This window comes from Arthrobacter sp. 05T444 (genome assembly GCF_056395905.1).
Map to the genome: position 1 here is coordinate 168,396 of NZ_JBFTKK010000007.1, position 17,695 is coordinate 186,090.

The 17,695-nt window shown below is 65.4% G+C and carries 18 protein-coding genes; 8 read left to right on the forward strand and 10 right to left on the reverse strand.

Annotation, left to right across the window (positions count from 1 at the left end; translation table 11 throughout):
* Window positions 1-37: 37 nt before the first annotated feature.
* A complete protein-coding gene (locus tag AC1DD3_RS09335; RefSeq protein WP_476875205.1) occupies window positions 38-232 on the reverse strand; it encodes a hypothetical protein in 195 nt (64 codons plus the stop codon).
* Between the two features lie 114 nt (window positions 233-346).
* On the opposite strand from AC1DD3_RS09335, the gene AC1DD3_RS09340 reads away from it, so the two are divergent.
* Window positions 347-859 carry a MarR family winged helix-turn-helix transcriptional regulator gene (locus AC1DD3_RS09340; RefSeq protein WP_230118721.1) on the forward strand — a complete coding sequence of 171 codons (513 nt, stop codon included), beginning with the start codon at window positions 347-349 and terminating at the stop codon, window positions 857-859.
* 153 nt (window positions 860-1,012) lie between these two features.
* Here AC1DD3_RS09340 and AC1DD3_RS09345 read toward each other — a convergent pair whose 3' ends face one another.
* Entirely contained in the window at window positions 1,013-3,439 is a 2,427-nt protein-coding gene (locus tag AC1DD3_RS09345) for a S8 family serine peptidase (protein ID WP_230118720.1), read from the reverse strand.
* Window positions 3,440-3,682: 243 nt separating this feature from the next.
* Between AC1DD3_RS09345 and AC1DD3_RS09350 the strand changes: the two genes are divergently transcribed.
* From AC1DD3_RS09350 to AC1DD3_RS09360, 3 genes are read left to right on the forward strand one after another with little or no spacing between them, the layout of a single operon-like run.
* Window positions 3,683-4,348 (forward strand): SSI family serine proteinase inhibitor, encoded by a 666-nt coding sequence (locus AC1DD3_RS09350; RefSeq protein ID WP_230118719.1) that lies wholly within the window; start codon window positions 3,683-3,685, stop codon window positions 4,346-4,348.
* A gap of 34 nt (window positions 4,349-4,382) precedes the next feature.
* On the forward strand, window positions 4,383-5,354 hold the full coding sequence (locus AC1DD3_RS09355; RefSeq protein WP_230118757.1) for a 3-methyladenine DNA glycosylase: 972 nt from the start codon (window positions 4,383-4,385) through the stop codon (window positions 5,352-5,354).
* Entirely contained in the window at window positions 5,351-5,725 is a 375-nt protein-coding gene (locus AC1DD3_RS09360; RefSeq protein WP_230118718.1) for a serine protease inhibitor, read from the forward strand. Before AC1DD3_RS09355 ends, AC1DD3_RS09360 begins: the two co-directional genes overlap by 4 nt.
* Before the next feature lie 132 nt (window positions 5,726-5,857).
* On the opposite strand, the gene AC1DD3_RS09365 is transcribed toward AC1DD3_RS09360, so the two are convergent.
* Together AC1DD3_RS09365 and AC1DD3_RS09370 are read right to left on the reverse strand one after the other, a co-directional pair.
* On the reverse strand, window positions 5,858-9,013 hold the full coding sequence (locus AC1DD3_RS09365) for a S8 family serine peptidase (RefSeq protein ID WP_476881493.1): 3,156 nt from the start codon (window positions 9,011-9,013) through the stop codon (window positions 5,858-5,860).
* 280 nt (window positions 9,014-9,293) lie between these two features.
* The gene (locus AC1DD3_RS09370) at window positions 9,294-9,479 is read right to left on the reverse strand and encodes a hypothetical protein (RefSeq protein WP_230118716.1); all 186 of its coding nucleotides are present in this window, start codon (window positions 9,477-9,479) and stop codon (window positions 9,294-9,296) included.
* 239 nt (window positions 9,480-9,718) lie between these two features.
* Between AC1DD3_RS09370 and purS the strand changes: the two genes are divergently transcribed.
* Genes purS through purL form a run of 3 tightly spaced genes read left to right on the forward strand, consistent with a single transcriptional unit; the run spans window position 9,719 to window position 13,075 of the window.
* Window positions 9,719-9,970 carry a phosphoribosylformylglycinamidine synthase subunit PurS gene (purS, locus tag AC1DD3_RS09375; RefSeq protein WP_056631212.1) on the forward strand — a complete coding sequence of 84 codons (252 nt, stop codon included), beginning with the start codon at window positions 9,719-9,721 and terminating at the stop codon, window positions 9,968-9,970.
* Between the two features lies 1 nt (window position 9,971).
* Window positions 9,972-10,745 carry a phosphoribosylformylglycinamidine synthase subunit PurQ gene (purQ, locus tag AC1DD3_RS09380; protein ID WP_230118715.1) on the forward strand — a complete coding sequence of 258 codons (774 nt, stop codon included), beginning with the start codon at window positions 9,972-9,974 and terminating at the stop codon, window positions 10,743-10,745.
* Window positions 10,742-13,075 (forward strand): phosphoribosylformylglycinamidine synthase subunit PurL, encoded by a 2,334-nt coding sequence (gene purL / locus AC1DD3_RS09385; RefSeq protein ID WP_230118714.1) that lies wholly within the window; start codon window positions 10,742-10,744, stop codon window positions 13,073-13,075. The genes purQ and purL overlap by 4 nt, the downstream gene beginning before the upstream one ends.
* Window positions 13,076-13,150: 75 nt before the next feature.
* Here purL and AC1DD3_RS09390 read toward each other — a convergent pair whose 3' ends face one another.
* From AC1DD3_RS09390 to AC1DD3_RS09415, 6 genes are all read right to left on the reverse strand, one after another.
* Window positions 13,151-14,092, reverse strand: a complete 942-nt coding sequence (locus AC1DD3_RS09390; protein WP_230118713.1) for a hypothetical protein — start codon at window positions 14,090-14,092, stop codon at window positions 13,151-13,153.
* Between the two features lie 119 nt (window positions 14,093-14,211).
* A complete protein-coding gene (locus AC1DD3_RS09395) occupies window positions 14,212-14,505 on the reverse strand; it encodes a DUF503 domain-containing protein (protein WP_230118712.1) in 294 nt (97 codons plus the stop codon).
* 75 nt (window positions 14,506-14,580) lie between these two features.
* The gene (locus AC1DD3_RS09400) at window positions 14,581-14,898 is read right to left on the reverse strand and encodes a putative quinol monooxygenase (protein ID WP_230118711.1); all 318 of its coding nucleotides are present in this window, start codon (window positions 14,896-14,898) and stop codon (window positions 14,581-14,583) included.
* Between the two features lie 50 nt (window positions 14,899-14,948).
* Window positions 14,949-15,575, reverse strand: a complete 627-nt coding sequence (locus tag AC1DD3_RS09405) for a tetratricopeptide repeat protein (protein ID WP_230118710.1) — start codon at window positions 15,573-15,575, stop codon at window positions 14,949-14,951.
* Between the two features lie 14 nt (window positions 15,576-15,589).
* Window positions 15,590-16,138: a DUF1990 family protein gene (locus tag AC1DD3_RS09410; protein ID WP_230118709.1), complete on the reverse strand. Its 549-nt coding sequence runs from the start codon at window positions 16,136-16,138 to the stop codon at window positions 15,590-15,592.
* A complete protein-coding gene (locus AC1DD3_RS09415) occupies window positions 16,135-16,614 on the reverse strand; it encodes an MmcQ/YjbR family DNA-binding protein (RefSeq protein ID WP_476881494.1) in 480 nt (159 codons plus the stop codon). Before AC1DD3_RS09415 ends, AC1DD3_RS09410 begins: the two co-directional genes overlap by 4 nt.
* Before the next feature lie 45 nt (window positions 16,615-16,659).
* On the opposite strand from AC1DD3_RS09415, the gene AC1DD3_RS09420 reads away from it, so the two are divergent.
* Entirely contained in the window at window positions 16,660-17,688 is a 1,029-nt protein-coding gene (locus tag AC1DD3_RS09420) for an isopenicillin N synthase family dioxygenase (protein WP_230118708.1), read from the forward strand.
* Window positions 17,689-17,695 lie beyond the last annotated feature (7 nt).

Here is a 17,695-nt window from a genome sequence, read left to right on the forward strand (position 1 = left end):
GCCGGGACTGCCGAAAAGGCCCCGGCCTCTTCAGCGCCTAGCGGAGGGACTTATCGTCCGGATTGCGCGGCACGACGTAGGTGCTGCCGTCCGGGCGGTGGACCGTTTCCCACTGCTGGGTTTCGGCCTCGCGCTGGGCGAGCAGCCTGCGGTTCTCCTCGGTCATGTCGTGCACCAGGGAACTCCGGTTCGCGGGGCCGAATATCGCCTTCAGCTTGCCGGTTGCCCGCATGAACCGTTGTGAAGCATTCTCTTTTGCCACGGTATCCACTTCTCCATTTCGAAGGCTGCTGCCAGAATCAACGATACACTAATTATTAGTGCACTAACTATTGAAGGAACGCTCATGACAGGGAACCGGAATGCCCCGGCAACGTACCCGGCCGCCGACGAAGCGGTCCACGACGCCGCTGCCGAATCCGTGGAGGACGATCTTCTGCTGGAACGCCAGTTGTGCTTCGCGCTGACGGTCGCCTCACGCGGCGTCGTCGGCGCCTACAAGCCGGTCCTGGAGAGGCTGGGCCTAACCCACCCCCAGTACCTGGTCATGCTGTGCCTGTGGGAATCCAGCCCCCGCTCAGTCCGTGACATCAGCGAGGCACTTGCCCAGGAGCCCGCCACCATCTCCCCCCTCCTCCGTCGTCTGGAATCGGCCGGTTTCATCTCGAGGCGCCGCGTCGAGGGAAACGAACGGACCCTGGCCGTGGCGCTGACCCCCGCCGGAGCAGCACTGCGTCAACAGGCAACCTCGGTTCCCGGCACCATGATGGCCAAGCTGGGCCTCACGCGGGAACAGGTGGAGACGCTGCACCGCGCGATGATGGACCTCATCGCCGCAACCGGCGCCGCCCGGAGCTGAGCTCCGGATTAGGCCGGGCAACGGGATGACCCGCAAGAACGGGACAGCGCACGACGCCGGCACTCACCCCGTGAGGTGAGTGCCGGCGTCGTCCTTGTTAAGTGCCCGCCAGCCAAGTGTCCGGCAGCTGGACAGCGGCTACGGTGACAGCGGCTACGGGGCCACCGGCCGCACCGCCACCGGAGACCGCACGCTGTTATCGGACGATGTCCACGTCAGGGATCCGGTGGCATACGCATTCAGCGGGGCACCGGCGGTGGCGAAGGTGATGGTGAAGGTGGCGCTCTCCCCTTCTTTCAGGGTCACCTCTGCGGGGCTCACGGTTGCCTTGATGCCCGGAACGTCGACTGCGGCACTGTAGGTTCCCCCCTTCACCGCCGTGACCGTGCGCTTGACCGTCTGACTGCCGGCAAGGGCGCCGAGGGCAACCGACGGCACGTTGACGTCCTTTGCGGCCACGGGTGCTACGCCCAAGTCGATGCCCTGACCCTGGAGGAAGCCCATCCAGTCGGCGATCCCGGCGTCGTAAACCAGGCCCGGCGAGGCGAACTTTGACGGATCCACCTCGCCCGCGCCCTGGGCGAAGACGTCGTGAACCTCAGCACCGTCGGCGTTGACCAGGTCGTATGCGGTGGTCATGATGGCGGACTTCACGGCCGCCGGGGACCACTGCGGGTTTTTGCCGAGCAGAAGCGCACCGGATCCTGCGATGTGCGGCGCAGCCATGGAGGTGCCGGACAGGAACCCGAAGTTCTCGCCCTTGAAGCCGATCGGCGACACGGCGGCCAGGACGGCCACACCGGGCGCCGCGACATCCGGCTTCAGCAGGTCGCCGTCGGACGCCAGCGTTGGACCGCGGGAGGAGAACTCAGCGATCTGCGGTACCGGCGGAAGTGCAGCACCTGTCGTGTCGGTGGCCTTGAGGCTGGCGGTCATTCCCGGATTAGCCGCGACCACGTCCTTGATCTTGGGGTCAGCAACGTGCACGGTCGGAACGCTGTGCAGGTCCGTATCCAGCGAGCCCGGCGTCACGTTGACCAGCACCATGCCAACGCCGCCAGCGCGCTTGACCTCATCGCTCTTGGCGGTGCGCGGGAAAATGCCGCGGTCGCAGACCACGATCTTCCCTGCGGCCTTGGCCGGATCCAGTGCGTTCGGGGCACACAGGGCAGCGTCGGCATCAGTGGCGGCGGCCGCTTTTACGGCCAATGCCAGGGCAATCGGCTTCGCTGCCACTTCCTCGCTCATCACACTCGCTCCGGCGAACTTGGCACCGTTGGACAATTCGGCCGTTCCGCGGAGCGAGCTGTCGAACGTGGAGGCGGCGACGCTTGTCAGCCACGGGCCGGCATGGTTCACCGTGCTGGCGATCGGGCCGGAGTTGCCCGCCGAGGCCGCCACGAACACCCCTGCTGCGGCGGCATTGAGGAAGGCGAGTGAAACGGCGTCGACCGTTGAATTGTTGTTGCCGGAGATGGAGTAGTTCAGCACATCCACGCCGTCAAGGACGGCGTCCTGGATGGCATTGAGAATGTCAGATTCGAGGCATCCTGTGGTGTCCGGGGTCGAGCCTTCCCAGCACACCTTGTACACCGCGATCTTCGCCGCCGGCGCAACACCCGAGCTCGTCCCGAAGTCACGTCCACCGGCAGTCTGGGTGACATCGCTGTTTCCGGCGGCGGTGCTGCCTGTGTGCGAGCCGTGGCCGTTTACGTCAATCGGGGAGAACAGCTCAAGCGGAGACCGCAGTTCGGGCGGAACGGCCGCTTTGTAGGCCTTGTCGTAGAACCGGGCGCCGAGCACCTTGCTGTTGCACTCGGTTCCGTCGAATCCGTCACCGCTCACGCAGTCGCCCACGAACGTCCCGCCATTGGCCTTGCGCATGGCGATGACATTGCCCTGCAGATGGTACGGTTCGCCGACGTTGGGAGTTCCGGAGAGCGGCTCGACCGGATCGCCGGTGAAGAACGGGTTGTCCGGGGAGTATCCGGTGTCCAGCATGCCCACTACGACGCCCTTGCCCGCATCCGCCTCGCCACCGAACTGGTCCTGCCATACGCCGTCCCCGCCTGGAAGGCCGAGAAAATCGGTGCTGGAGTAATCCGGCTTGCGCAGGGCATCGGGGACGACGGCCAGCACGCTGGTGTCACCGGCGAGCCCTTTGGCCTGGTCAGCCGAAAGAACGGCGCTGAAGCCGTTGACAGCCAGGGTGAAGCTCTCATCAATCCTCACGCCCTTGGCTGCTGCCGCCTGCCGCTGCTTTGACCGGAGGTGCGCATCGTATTTGCGCGAGTTGGGCCCGGAGGGGTTCAGCTTCTTGCCCTTCGGAACGGCCGTGCCGGGTATCCCGGCCACACCGCCCGAATAGGTGGCCAAGGGCTTGTCCTTGAGCATCACGATGTAGCGGCCGTCGTCAAACGCCGATGTCCGGGAGCCGGCAATTGCCTGGCCCGAGGACGGTCCGGGTGCGGCGGACGTCGGCGCGGTGAGGCCCTGGCCAACAACCATGGCGAGGCCGACGGCAAGGACTGCCGGCAGCCGTTTGCTGAATCTGTGGCGGGAAATTCTTTGCGTGGTCATGGGGAGATGCCTTCCTTTGTTCAGGACCTGTAGACCTTCGGTCCCACGAACTGGACGCTCTGCCCCCCATGGGCGTCATCACTCTTTGGTTGTTGCCGCGCACCCGTCAATGTCAGAAAGATACCGCGGACGCCGCCAAGAATCGATACCCTTCCGTTAGCAATTGCCGGATACCGTTACCGGGCCGTTCCGGACCGCTGCAGACGCCGACGGTAGAATGGGAAAAACTTGAGGAGACCTGGCATGCGCAAGCAATTTATTTCTGTGCTGCTCGCCCTCGGAGCGATGGGCGGACTGGCTGCCTGCACCCCGGACACCGGAACCGGCCAGCCTTCGGCGACCACCGGAACCACCAGCGAATCCCCGGGCACTGGCACGCCTGGTTCGCAATCCCCGGGCGCGACGCCAGGCACCACCGCCCCCGGCACCACCACACCGGGCACGACCGCTCCCGGCACGGCCTCTCCGGGTACGACGGCTCCTGGCACCACGCCGCCCGACGCCGTGACCACAGTCCCCGCCCCGGCGCCGCCTGCCGCCGCTCCGCTGCCCTCCGGGCCAGGGACCGGCGACGCCGAACTCGCCATCACGGTAAGGCCCTCGAAAGAGGGAACTGCCGTCAACTACACGCTGGTGTGCAAGGACGGTGCTCCCATGTCCGAAAGCCAGCATCCCAAGGCGGCCGCCGCCTGCGCGGCGTTGAAGAAGAACGCGGCCATCCTAAACCAGCCTGCGCCCCGCAAAGACGTCTCCTGCACCCAGCAGTACGGTGGCCCTCAGGTAGCCACGGTCTCGGGTGTCGTCGGCGGCACTCCGGTGGAGGTCACCTTCACTTTGCGGAACGGCTGCGAAATCGGGGCCTGGAACGCCGCCCGGGACATCCTTGGTACTGCCAGTGGAGCAGTTTAGGTCCGTGCCCGGCGTGACGCTTCCGAGGCGGGATATTCAGCTTCAGGTGCTTCCCGCCGTTGACTGGCTGGAGATTGAGGCCGCGCATGCCAGGCGTGTGCGGCGCTACGCCGACCCCTACCTTGCCCGCCGTTCCGCCGGCCGCAAGCACCCGGTGGAAGACTTCCTGTTCACCTATTACACACAGAAGCCCGGCCAGCTGATGCGCTGGCATCCGGGAGCCGGCGTTGTCCTCTCCGGAGCGGAGGCGGCCCCGCGGAGGGACTGGAAGTATTACCGCGGGCTCGACGACGGCGAACTCTCCTTGTGCGGCCTGCCGCCCGGCAGCACCGCTGTCACGCTGGACCGCGACGCCTTTCTGGCCCGGCGCCGCGAAGCCCTGGTCTTTGCCCAGGTCATCCTGGCAGGCACGGCCGCCCGCCCGGCGCAGTTCGGCTGCTTCGGCCTGCACGAGTGGGCCATGGTCTACCGCCAGGACAAGTTTGAGCTCCGGCACGAGTACCTGAAGCTGCGGCTGGGCGAAGCCGGCACGGACAAGGTGGTAGAAGAAAACAGGATCCGCTGTTCACATTTTGATGCGTTCCGTTTCTACACCCCTGACGCCCTTCCGCTGAACGAACTGTCGCCGAGCAGGGAGAACCAGCTGTCCACGGAGCAGCCCGGCTGCCTCCACGCGAACATGGACCTGTACAAGTGGGCCTACAAGCTCTCACCCGCGTTGCCGGGCGAGCTGGTGATGGACTGCTTCGAACTGTCCTGGCGGGTACGGGCCATGGACATGCAGGCCTCCCCCTACGACCTCGCCGAGTGGGGATATCCCCCGATCAGGATTGAGACGGCGGAGGGTAAGGCCAGCTATGTGGAGCACCAGCGCGCGTTCTCTGCTGAGGCCCAGATCCTGCGCGGCAGGTTGCTGGAGGCACTCAAGCCCCTGTTTGACTCTCTGGGCCCGGAAAGTCTGTCGGAGAGATCCCCGCACGGCTCCCAGTTGAAGGAAGAAAAGTGAACAGCAGCGCTGAGCACCCGGACCTCGACCTCGACCTCACCGTCACCCTGAGCGAGGCGCCCGGCGGCCCGGACCACGTATTCACTCTTGTCCGCCGCGCCGGCGGCCGCCCCGAGACAACGCTGCCTGACCCCGCGGGGGCGATAGCCGCCGTCGAACGCTTCGGGGAGGGGATATTCTTCCCAGTGCCCGGTCCGCCCAAACTCTGTACGCAGCAGTACGGCGGTCCGCAGGTGGCTGTGGTCACCGGAACTTTCGGCGAACGCCAGGTGCATGCGCGCTTTTCCCTGACGGACGGCTGCGAAATCGCCCGCTGGCGCGCGCTTTCCCCGCTGCTGGGCGGTGTATCCGGGTCGACGGGCGCCATCTGAGGCCTAACTGGGCCGGCGGTGGGCACCGGCTTGGGCGGACGGTGCCGGTTAATCGGCAGTGGCCGGCGGTCTGCACCGCCGGCCGCTGCTGTCAGGATTCCCCCAGACGGGGAACCAGGTTCCGGGACCTTCCTAGATGGAGTTATCCGGAGCCTTGGTCAGGTCCTCGTTGTGGACCTTCCCTCTTTCCTTCTTCTTCTTCGGATCCTCCGAAGCCGGCGGAACCGCGGTGGTCGCGCCGGGCGTCACCACTACGCTCACGAAGGTCGGTGCGCTGGCGCCGGCGAACGTGACCCGGCCAATGTACGAACCGGGAGCCAGGCTGTTCCAGGCCAGAGCGAGTTTGCCGGACGCGCCGTTGGCAAGGCGAACAGGGTCAGGAGTCACGGTCGCATTGCCCACGTTTGCGCCCAGTACCGCTGCGTCCACGGAAGCCTTGGTGGGCTGGCCCTTGGGGCTGTCGTAGAGATTCACGAACATTGTGTAGGTGCCCGCCGCTGGATTCGGAATGGACACCGATTCGCTGGACGAGGCCGTAGCAACAACGATCGCCTGGTTGTCGGGGGTGATGACAACCATGTCGAAGTCTGCGCTTTCATCCGCGGAGAACACGGACAGCTTGGCCAGCGGTGCACCGGCCGGAACGTCGACGGTCTTGACGAAGTTCGAGGCATCGGCCGCGTACTTGAACGGCCCGGGGACCAGCTCGATGGCGGAGGAATCCGCCTTGGACAGGCCGTCCAGCGTCACGTTGGTGGGCGAGCTTGAACCGGACACGATGCTGATGTTTCCGGAGCCGTTGCCTCCCTGCGACGTGAAGGCGACGTCCTTCGGGGCCACGACTGACTGGGGACGTACCGCAATCGGCGAGGCCACAGTCTTGTTCGACCCCTGCCAAGTGAGCGAGCCCGTGGCGAAGTACCCCAGTTTGGCGCTCTGGTTCTCGAAGGAAACCTTGAACGTGCGCTTTTCACCGGGTGCGTTGAACGACAGGATGGACGGGGTGACCGTCACTTTGACACCAGGCACGCTGGCCTTGGCGCGGTATACGCCCGGCGTCAGCGCCGTCACCGTGCGGGTGACCTCGATCCTGCCCGCCAGGTTTCCGAGCGAGAACGACGGGACGTTCATGTCGCGCGGCTTGGTGGCGCCGAGGCCCGGGATGCCCAGGTCAACACCGGTTCCCTGGATGAACCGCAGGTAATCGTCGCCGTCGGCGTCGTAGACCAGGCCCGGATCCAGCACGCGGGCCGGATCCACCTGCCCGGCGCCGGTGGCCAGGACATCGGTGTTCTTTTTGCCGTCCGCGAGCTTGACGTCACTGGCCGTTGTCATCATGGCCGACTTCACGGCCGCCGGTGACCAGTTCGGGTTCTTGCCCAGGATGAGGGCGCCGAAACCGGCAACGTGCGGGGAGGCCATGGAAGTTCCGGACATGAATCCGAACTTGTCCCCGCCGGCACCGATCGGCGATACACCGGCCAGGATGGCAACACCCGGGGCTGCGACGTCGGGCTTCAGGAGATCGGAGTCCGTGGCAAGCAGCGGACCGCGGGACGAAAAGCCGGCGATCTGCGGCTGCGCTTCAGCAGGCAGCCCGGTGGTGTCCTTGTTGACGAGGGAGACCGTGATGGCCGGGTTCGCCGCCACCTTGGCCTTGATCTCTTCCGTCGCGGGAGGGTTCACGTGGACCGTCGGGACAGAGTGCTTGTCCGCGTCGAGGGACGACGCGGAGACGTTGACCAGGATCATGCCCACGCCGCCGCCGCGCGCCACTTCGGCGCTCTTGGCAACGCGGTCGTAGGTGCCTCGGTCACAGACCACGACTTTCCCGGATATCTTTGCCGGATCCAGCGATCCGGGGCCGCACAGCCGTGGCGTGGCGTCGGTCCCCGAGGGGGCGTTTGCGGCGAGGACCACACCGGCACCGGCTACTTCGCGGTTCATGATGCTGGCGCCGCGGTACTTGCTGCCGTCGGAGAACTCAACGGTGCCCTGCAGTTCCTGGGAGAAGCTGCTGGCGGCAACCGTGGTGACCCACGGTTCGCCGTGGTTCACCGTGCTGGCATCGGGGCCCGAGTTGCCTGCCGACGCGGCCACGAAGATGCCGGCGGAGGCTGCAGACAGGAAGGCCATGGAGACCGGGTCGGTGGTGGTGGACGTGGTGCCCGAGATCGAGTAGTTCAGCACGTCAACGCCGTCCATCACGGCCTGGTTGATCGCATCGATGGAGGATGAGGTGTAGCAGCCACCCGTGGCGGGGTCGTTGTCCTCCCAGCAGATCTTATAGACCGAGAGCTTGGCCGCCGGCGCGATGCCGCTGGTCAGGCCGAAGCTGCGGCCATCCACAAACGACTCCACGTTGGCGTTTCCGGCAGCGGTGCTGGCCGTGTGGGTTCCGTGGCTGCCTACGTCGACCGGGGAAATCAGTTCTTCCGGTGCGCGGTCCGCCTTGTCCACGGTGTCCTCGAACGCTTCCGAGAAGTAGCGTGCGCTCAGGACCTTAGAGTTGCAGGCTTTGCCGTCGAACCCTTCGCCTTTCTGGCACTCACCTTCAAACGTGCTGCCGTCGGACTTCAGCATGGCGATCTTGCCGCCGGCGGTGCGGTAAGGAACGCCGACCTTCGCCTCGCCGGTGAGGGGCTTTACCTCTTCTCCGGCAAAGAAGGCGCTGGACGGTGTGTATCCGGAATCGATGACTCCGACCACAACGCCCTTGCCCGCTCCGGCCTGACCGCCAAACTGGGTGTTCCAAGTGCCTCGGGGTCCACTGAGCTTGAGGAAGTCGGTGGTGGAGTAGTCCGGCGCCCGCTGGGTGTCCGGGGCGACTGCGAGTACGTCCGCGCTCTTGGCGAGGTTCACGGCCTGGTCGGCAGTGAGTGTGGCACTGAACCCGTTCAGTGCGGCAGTGTACTTGTGCCGGATCTGCACATGTTCCTTAGTGGCGAGCGCTGTCTGCTTCGCCTCCAGGTGTGCCTGGTACTTCCGCACTTCGGCCCGGCTGGCGTCGAGTTTGCGGCCTGACTTCGGTTTAGTGGCCGGCAGTCCTGCTGTGCCGCCATCGTAGGTGGCTGCGGGCTTTTCGGCCAGGACCACGATGTAGCGCCCCGCCTGGTAATCGTTCGGATTAATGTTCTTTTGCTGCGCAGCCGCCGCCGGACCCTGTGGCGGGCCGGCGATGGCGGGCGAAGCGGCGACGGATGAAAGGAGCAAAGGCAAGCCGACACAAAGTGCCGCTGCTTTCCGGGCCCCCCGGCTTCGGAAGAAGCTTTTTCCTGCTGATTTCACGAGTGATTTGAACCTTTCATAAGGAACCGTCCCGGCTGCGTTGCCGGGCTCATGCGGCCAGGCCGCGTGGGGTTGACAGGTCTTGTCGATCCCAGCGATGGTCAGCCGAACCCCACAGTACCTACTGATAGGTAGTTATGACATAGAACACAAACCACAATTTAGTTTTGTCACTCCAAATTTCGTTGTACGAATCAGCGGCGGTTTAAACGCCGGTGGCGGGCACCCTAAAGGGCACCCGCCTGCGGAACGTCGGAAGCTCTGCTACTCCAACGGAACGCTACTGCCGAGGCGTGCGGACCACGTCGCTGATCCACTCGCGTGTTTTCTCATCCACCGGGCCCGCGACTCTATTCTGCTTGGCAGCCCGGTCTGCCCTGATCTTCTGGAGAACCATCCTCCCAAGCCCCGCGAAAACAGCGGCGGCAACCACGGGCAGCAGTACGGATTTCGGTTTCTCGGCCATGCCGCAATCCTACTGAGGGCAGGGACGGCGGGCCAGAGCCGCCGTCGTACTTCTCCGACTCCTGCGCCGCCGGCCCCGAATACGGCGTGCGGCGCTGCGGCCGGTAGAATGGGCAAGCAAGCTCGCGGAGCGCCCGTCCATGTCGTGCCATTTGTACCCGAAGCGGCCACAGACGAACGGCGTGAGACGGCACCACTCCGCTGCGCCCTTACCCAATGCTCACGCACAGGAGTTACCGGATGCCCCGGATCGTTGTCGACGTCATGCCCAAGCCCGAGATTCTGGACCCGCAGGGGAAGGCCATCGTGGGTGCACTCCCCCGTCTGGGCTTCACCAGCTTTAGCTCTGTCCGCCAGGGCAAGCGTTTCGAACTGACCGTCGACGGCGAGGTGACCGACGCAATCCTGGCCCAGGCCCGTGAGGCCGCCGAGACCTTGCTGTCCAACCCGGTGATCGAGGACGTCGTCAACGTCGAGGTCGTCGAGGCCTGAGATGACTGAACTTCCCCTGATTGGTGAGGCGGTCGCCGTGGCGGCCAACCCGAGCCTCGCCGGCGCCAAGATCGGCGTGGTCACCTTCCCCGGAACCCTTGACGACCGCGACGCCGCCCGTGCGGTCCGCCTGGCCGGCGCCACTCCCGTGGCGCTCTGGCACGCGGACACCACGCTGGGCGACGTTGACGCCGTCGTAATTCCCGGCGGATTCTCCTACGGCGATTACCTCCGTGCCGGCGCCATCGCGCGCTTCGCGCCGCTGATGTCCAAGATCATTGACGCCGCCACCTCGGACGCCAAGCTGCCGGTCCTTGGCATCTGCAACGGCTTCCAGATCCTCACCGAATCGCACCTGCTGCCCGGCTCGATGATCAAGAACGACCACCTGAAGTTCATGTGCCGCGACCAGGTCCTCCGTGTGGAGAACAACAGCACCGCGTGGACCGGCGACTACGCCGCCGGCCAGGAAATCACCGTGCCGCTGAAGAACCAGGACGGGCAGTACATCGCCGACGAAAAGACCCTGGACGCCCTCGAAGCTGAAGGCCGCGTGGTGTTCCGCTACGTCGGTTTCAACCCGAACGGATCCCGCCGCGACATCGCCGGCATCTCCAACGCCGCCGGCAACGTCGTAGGCCTCATGCCGCACCCCGAGCATGCAGTGGAGGTCGGCTACGGTCCCGAATCACTGGACGGCATCGGCGGCTCAGACACCGATGGCCTCGGTTTCTTCACCTCTGTACTGAACAAAATCGTGGGAGACAACAAATGACGGAGACCCACTCGGTCGCGCAGCCTGTCGAGACCGCCAGGAAGTTCAACATCGACACGGTCGAGAACGCAGGCAAAACGCCGGACACCGAACTCCCCTGGGCCGAACTGGGCCTGAAGCAGAACGAGTTCGATGAGGTTGTGAAGGTCCTGGGCCGCCGCCCGACCGGCGCAGAGCTCGCCATGTACTCCGTGATGTGGAGCGAGCACTGCTCGTACAAGTCCTCGAAGAACCACCTGCGCCAGTTCGGCGACAAGGTGACCGACGAGATGAAAAAGGACATGCTGGTGGGCATCGGCGAAAACGCCGGCGTCACCAACCTGGGCGACGGCTGGGCCGTGACGTTCAAGATCGAGTCGCACAACTCGCCGTCGTTCGTTGAGCCCTACCAGGGCGCCGCAACCGGCATCGGCGGCATTGTCCGCGACATCATCTCCATGGGCGCCCGCCCGGTGGCCGTGATGGATCCGCTGCGTTTCGGCGCCATCGACCACCCGGACACGGCCCGCGTCATGCACGGCGCGGTTGCCGGTATCGGCGGCTACGGCAATTCCCTGGGCCTGCCCAACATCGGCGGCGAAATGGTCTTCGATTCCGTGTACCAGGGCAACCCGCTGGTCAACGCGCTGGCTGTCGGCGTCATGCGCCACGAAGACATCCGCCTCGCCAACGCCTCCGGCAAGGGCAACAAGGTGGTCCTGTTCGGTGCCCGCACCGGCGGCGACGGCATCGGCGGCGCCTCCGTGCTGGCCTCGGAGTCCTTCGACGACACCAAGCCGTCCAAGCGCCCCGCGGTCCAGGTGGGCGACCCCTTCGCGGAGAAGGTCCTGATCGAGTGCTGCCTGGAGCTGTTCAAGGGTTCGCTGGTTGAGGGTATCCAGGACCTAGGCGCCGCCGGCATTTCCTGCGCCACATCCGAGCTCGCCTCCAACGGCGACGGCGGCATGGAGGTTGAGCTGACCTCCGTCCTGCTGCGCGACCCCACTCTGACCCCGGGCGAAATCCTGATGTCGGAGTCGCAGGAACGCATGATGGCCGTGGTTACGCCCGAGAACATCGCCGCCTTCGAAGCAGTCATGGACAAGTGGGCCGTGGAATACTCCTGGCTGGGCGAGGTGACCGACACCGGCCGCCTGATCATCACGTGGGAAGGCGAGATCATCGTCGACGTCGACCCGCGCACCGTGGCCCACGACGGTCCGGTCTACGACCGCCCGTACGCCCGCCCTGAATGGCAGGACGCCCTCCAGGCCGATGCCTTCACTGGATCAGTGCAGGACGCCGGCCGTCCCGCCGCCCCCGCGCAGCTGGCAGCAGCCGTCACCGAGCTCGTTGCCTCGCCGAATATGTGCGACAAGTCCTGGATCACCAACCAGTACGACCGCTACGTCGGCGGCAATACCGCCCTGGCGTTCCCGGATGACGCCGGCGTGGTCCGTGTGGACGAGGAAACCGGCCTGGGCGTGGCCCTGGCCACCGACGCCAACGGCCGCTACACCTACCTCGACCCGTACCACGGCGCACAACTGGCACTGGCAGAGGCGTACCGCAACGTGGCCACCTCCGGCGCCGTGCCGATGGCCGTCAGCGACTGCCTGAACTTCGGCTCCCCCGAGGACCCGGATGTCATGTGGCAGCTCGCCGAGGCCATCCGCGGCCTGTCGGATGCCTGCATGGAGCTGGGCATCCCGGTCACCGGCGGCAATGTCTCGCTGTACAACCAGACCGGCACCACGCCCATCCACCCCTCCCCCGTGGTGGCAGTGCTGGGCAAGCTGGACGACGTCGCCCGCCGCACGCCGTCGGGCTGGCGCGAGGACGGCCAGGCCATTTACCTGCTGGGCACCACGGCGGCAGAACTGGATGGTTCGGAGTGGTCCAACCTGCGCGGCCACCTTGGCGGACTTCCGCCCAAGGTTGACCTCGCCGCCGAACGCGCGCTGGGTGAAATCCTGATCAACGCGTCCCGCGACGGCATGGTGGATTCGGCTCACGACCTCTCCGAAGGCGGCCTCGCGGCAGCCCTCGTGGAGTCCTCGCTGCGCTACGGCGTGGGTGCCCGGATCGCTCTGCAGGACGTTCTGGACCGTGATGGCGTGGACCTGTTCACGGCGCTGTTCTCCGAGACCCAGGGCCGCGCCCTCGTGGGCGTCCCGCGCTCCGAGGAAGTCCGCTTCACGGACATGTGCACCGCCCGCGGCTTTGCCCACACCCGCATCGGCGTGGTGGACGCAGCGAGCGGCCAGCTGGAGATCAACGGCGTGGACGCCATGTCGCTCGATGCCCTCCGCGAAGCCCACGAGGCCACCCTGCCGAAATACTTCGGCTAAGGACTGACCCTCCATCGATTGCTCCGTAACTGCCCTTTTGTTCGCTCAGAACGGCAGTTACGGAGCAATCGTTCGTTAACGCCCAGGCCGCCAGCCGGCCCGGACCAAGGCCGTCCGCACTTTTGCCACCGCAGCCTTGGCGTCATTGACCATGTGACGCTTGGAGATCCGGACCTCCGTCCATCCCAAGGCTTCGTATCTCTCGGAGCGGGCGATATCCCGGACAATCTGCCCTTCCTCGCCATGGTGCTCACCCTCGTATTCGATGCCGATCCTGTATCTTCGATACGAGAGATCCGGCTGATGGTGCCTGGTTCCGTCGTCCTCGATGATGGGCACGTTCAGTTCCGGCTCGGGTAGCCCGGCCCTTTTCATGGCCAACCGCAGCAGGGACTCCTGCGGGGAGTCGCAGCCTACCCGGATGAGCTTGATGGCTTCCTTGGCTTTGCGAATGCCGCGCTTTCCCTTGTGGCGGTCGATCATCCGCTGGAGGTCTTCCAGGCTGCACAGCGGCATGTCCCTGCCCTCCAGCTCGGCACGCGGAACACGGACGCAGCTGTCACCGGCCACCACGAGTTCGTCAACGCTTAGCATTTCGGCCAGGTCAAGCCATGTTCGCTCCGGAGTGGTGATGGGGATCCCGTCCAGCACGGTGACCTCGTCCTCGTAGAGCTTCATGCGGTGGACGATCACATGGGGACGGTTGAGATGGGCGGCGCCCTCCGGTCGGATCACGTGGTACATCTGCGGTGCCTCCTTCTGCCGGCGACGCGGCAGCGACGAGAGCTCCGCGGCTGTGAGGTGGGATGCGGCGCATCTCTCGTTGACCTCGACGAATGGCCGCACCCTGACGCTTAAGGGGAGCTCCGCCGTCGGGCCCTTCGATCGAATGCCTCTTCCCAAAGCCGTCAGCGACCGGTGGCGCAACCGCTTAGGGGTGACGCCAGCGCGGCCGGCCTCGGCAACAGTGAAGGGGCGTCCTTCTAACTCCTTGGGGAGCCGGCGTGCGGTTTTCATGGATTCATCAGATCAGAACCCCTTGACCGCTGCAGAAGATATCCACACCACCCATCGAGTGCTCCGTAACGGCCCTTATGGACGCTCAAAAGGGCCGTTACGGAGCAATCGATGGAGGTTCAGTCTTCGCTGTGGAGTTCGCGCTGGCGGGCGCTGAGAAGTTCGAGTTCCGGGCGGGCCGCCACAAAGCGTTCGACGGCGGTGAGCACCTCGACGAGGTGAGCACGGTCAGCAGCCACGAGCCCCGCCCCGAGCCGCGCGCGCCGGTACTGGTCCTGGTTCCCCACCTCGGCCACGGACACGTCGTAGCGCCGTTTCAGTTCCGCGAGCAGGGGCCTGACCACGGAGCGTTTCTCCTTAAGGCTGTGAATGTCGCCCAGGAGGATGTCGAATTCAATCCATCCGATCCACATGCGGTTAATGCTATCGAGTGCTCCATAACTGCCGTTTTCAAGGCTCAAAAGGGCACCTATGGAGCACTCGACGGGTCAGATGGTGAGCTCGCCCATCCGGTCCCAGCCGTCGCCGTCGAGCTGCCGGCTGATGATGTGGGGCGTTTCTGCAAGGGCCTGCGGCATATCCGCCATGGCCTTCTTGAAGTGCTCGCTGTTCACGTGGTCCCCGGCGGCATCGTCCTTGAACGCTTCCACCAGTACGAACTCGTTGGGGTCATCCACGCTTCGGGACCAGTCAAACCAGAGGTTGCCCGTTTCCTGCCGCGTGGCCTCGGTGAAATCTGCCACGAGATCCAGCCACTTGTCGGACCAGTCGGGCTTGACCTTGAATTTGACGACGATGAAGATCACGGGCGCTTGCCTTTCGTTCCTGGGTGCAAAGACTTCATTCTCGCACTGCCTTAGTGTGCGGCCAGAGCCTGTTCGCACTCTTCGATTGCCTCACGCGCGTACTGCTGCTGCGCCGGGGTCCCTACGCGCTCCGCCCACTGCTCGGCCAGCTGGAACTCCACCAGGGCCTCGGTGAGCCGGCCCGCCCCGTGCAGCGTCCGGCCCAGGTTGTTGTGCAGCGCCACCATCCAGCGTTTCGTGCGGGGCTCGTGGGCGGTGGAGGCGTATTCCAGCGCACTCCGGGTCCAGGGTTCCGCATGGGCGGAGTCGGCGATGGCGAGCATGTGGAGGGCGTCCACGGCCAGGAACTCTTCGCCCAGATGATCGCCCAGCTCCGCGGCCTGCTCGAACAACGGCACCGCCATCGCGGCCTGGCCGCTTGAGTTCAGGATGCGCCCCCGCTCAATCAGGATTCGAATACCGACGGTGGGCTCCTCTTCACCGTCGATCGAGTCGAGCAGCCCGTCCGCCTCCTCGAAGCGGCCCTGCAGGCCGATGGCCCGGCCCAGCTGCGTGGCGAGCTCCGCCCTTTCGTAGACGTCATAGTCTTGATCGTCCATCGCGTCCCGGAAACGCCGTTCGGACAGTTCGGGATTCTCGAAATCCCACAGTCGGTCAAGGGTGGTTTGGTCCAGCATGTACCGTCTCCTGATCAGCTTTCACCTGCGGCAAGTTGGCGTGCAGCTTCAATGTATCGGGAAGTGACGTGCCGCTGCGCCGCCCGGGCCACGATGCCGCCCGCCGCGTAGAACCAGTTCGAATGCCTGCTGAAGGCCGTGATCTTGAAAAGCACCGTGCCCCGGTCATCAATGGACACCTCGAACGCCTCTTCGCCCCGCTCGGGGTGTCCCGGCAGGGTGCCGTAGGCGAAGCCGGCGGACTGCGGTCCCCCGCCGGGGACCGGCCGGTGGACCCACACCACCTCGCAGGGGGCGTTGATCCGGAAAGGTCCGACGCCGAATCCGCTCACCACGCGTGCGCCGGGAACCACGAGGTCGGACTCGGTGCGGACCCGAAGCCCCGACCGGCGCTGCAGCTCCCATGTGAGGATGCCCTGGGCAACCCGGCCGTAGGTTGCCAGGCCCTCGCCAAGGTACGTCTGCGTCACCAGGCACGGGAAACCCTCTGGCGGCGGGCCATCTTCCGTGGAGCCGATGCCCGGATAGTTGAGTTCACCCTGCGCCAACCGCTTTTCAGTCATATCCCTGCCGTTTCCTGTTCCGGTTGCCCCTCGTGTCCGGGCTGGGGCCCTCCCGCTGCTTCTCCGGCAGGACCTGGGGCACTGACCAGCCGGGCCCAGCCCAGCTGTTCCTGCTGTTTGCGGCTCAGCGAAGCCACCACGAGATCGTAGGAGTCCTCCACCATGTCGCGGACCATGGAGTCCGGCAGCGAGCCATCAAGCCGCACGCCGTTCCAGTGTCTCTTGTTCATGTGCCAGGCGCCGGTTATTTCTGAATGGGCGGCCCGCAGCTGCTCGGCCAGCGCGGGCTCGCATTTGAGGCTCACTGACCAGTCCTCAGGATCCATGGCGGAAGCCGCAAACATCTTGGCCTCGTGCCGGGCCCCGCCGGCTACGGCCGACCGGACTTTGAAGACCGACGTTTCAGGGCCGAACGGAAAGTCCTCGAAGGCCCCGGGAAACGACAGGCAGATTTTCCTCAGTTCGGCAGCATCCATGCTGCGAGCCTACAAAGGCTTCCCCGGCGGTGCTAGTCTGCGAGCATGTCACCTGATCGGGAGGCCATACCTGTTCTGGACTTGGGCGCCGCACGTCAGGCCGATGGGTCATTTAGTCCGGAATTCATTGAGCAGCTGCGCGATGCCACGCACCGGGTGGGCTTCTTCCAACTCACTGGTTACGGGGCCGCGCCGGGCCAGGCAGAGGAACTGCTGGCCGCCATCAAGCGCTTCTTTGATCTTCCCCTTGAGGAGCGGATGAAGCTGGACAACCGGCTCTCCCCGCATTTCCGGGGCTATACCCGTATGGGCACGGAGGTCACCCAGGGAAGGGCGGACGCACGGGAGCAGATCGATTACTCTCCGGACCGTGAACCGGTCCCCGATTATCCCGACGAGCAGCCGTACTGGCTCCTCCAGGGCCACAACATGTGGCCTGATGAATCGCTGCCCGAGCTGGCGCCCGTTGCAATGGCATGGGCAGGGCTCATGTCCAAGGTGGGAAACGAACTCCTGCGCGCCATCGCAGTCTCCCTTCAACTTCCTGAGGACCACTTTGACGAACCGTTCCGGGAGACCCCGGCCTGGATGGGCAAGCTGGTCCACTACGTCGGCGGAGTGGTGGAAGGGGCCGGCGATCAGGGAGTCGGCTCGCACGCGGACTACGGTTTTGTCACCCTCCTGCTTCAGGACGCGGTAGGCGGCCTGGAAGTGCTCCCGCCGGGGGCCAGCGAGTGGTCTTCCGTGGAACCCATTCCTGGAGCGCTCGTGGTGAACCTTGGCGAGATGCTGGAAGTGGCAACCGGGGGCTACCTCGCCGCCACCATCCACCGGGTTCAGGCGCCGCCGCCGGGTGTGGACCGTTACTCCGTGCCCTTCTTCTGGTCGCCTCGGCTCGATGCGGTGATCGAACCGGTCCCCCTCCCGGAGGAGCTGAAGGCGCAGGCCCGCGGCATCTCGGACGACCCGTCCAACCCGATGCTCGCCTCCTTCGGCATGAACATGCTCAAAGGCCGGATGCGCGCCCATCCGGACGTGACCGAGCGTCACTACCCGGACCTGATGAAGCGCTGAGGACAGC

Bases quoted from the DNA above. Each gene is read 5' to 3' on its own strand.
- AC1DD3_RS09390 (WP_230118713.1), bottom strand. From the start codon at position 14,092: ATGAAAACCGCACGCCGGCTCCCCAAGGAGTTAGAAGGACGCCCCTTC.
- AC1DD3_RS09395 (WP_230118712.1), bottom strand. From the start codon at position 14,505: ATGTGGATCGGATGGATTGAATTCGACATCCTCCTGGGCGACATTCAC.
- AC1DD3_RS09415 (WP_476881494.1), bottom strand. From the start codon at position 16,614: ATGGATGCTGCCGAACTGAGGAAAATCTGCCTGTCGTTTCCCGGGGCC.
- purS (WP_056631212.1), top strand. From the start codon at position 9,719: ATGCCCCGGATCGTTGTCGACGTCATGCCCAAGCCCGAGATTCTGGAC.
- purL (WP_230118714.1), top strand. From the start codon at position 10,742: ATGACGGAGACCCACTCGGTCGCGCAGCCTGTCGAGACCGCCAGGAAG.
- AC1DD3_RS09405 (WP_230118710.1), bottom strand. From the start codon at position 15,575: ATGCTGGACCAAACCACCCTTGACCGACTGTGGGATTTCGAGAATCCC.
- AC1DD3_RS09410 (WP_230118709.1), bottom strand. From the start codon at position 16,138: ATGACTGAAAAGCGGTTGGCGCAGGGTGAACTCAACTATCCGGGCATC.
- AC1DD3_RS09370 (WP_230118716.1), bottom strand. From the start codon at position 9,479: ATGGCCGAGAAACCGAAATCCGTACTGCTGCCCGTGGTTGCCGCCGCT.
- AC1DD3_RS09350 (WP_230118719.1), top strand. From the start codon at position 3,683: ATGCGCAAGCAATTTATTTCTGTGCTGCTCGCCCTCGGAGCGATGGGC.
- AC1DD3_RS09340 (WP_230118721.1), top strand. From the start codon at position 347: ATGACAGGGAACCGGAATGCCCCGGCAACGTACCCGGCCGCCGACGAA.
- AC1DD3_RS09420 (WP_230118708.1), top strand. From the start codon at position 16,660: ATGTCACCTGATCGGGAGGCCATACCTGTTCTGGACTTGGGCGCCGCA.
- AC1DD3_RS09335 (WP_476875205.1), bottom strand. From the start codon at position 232: ATGCGGGCAACCGGCAAGCTGAAGGCGATATTCGGCCCCGCGAACCGG.
- purQ (WP_230118715.1), top strand. From the start codon at position 9,972: ATGACTGAACTTCCCCTGATTGGTGAGGCGGTCGCCGTGGCGGCCAAC.
- AC1DD3_RS09345 (WP_230118720.1), bottom strand. From the start codon at position 3,439: ATGACCACGCAAAGAATTTCCCGCCACAGATTCAGCAAACGGCTGCCG.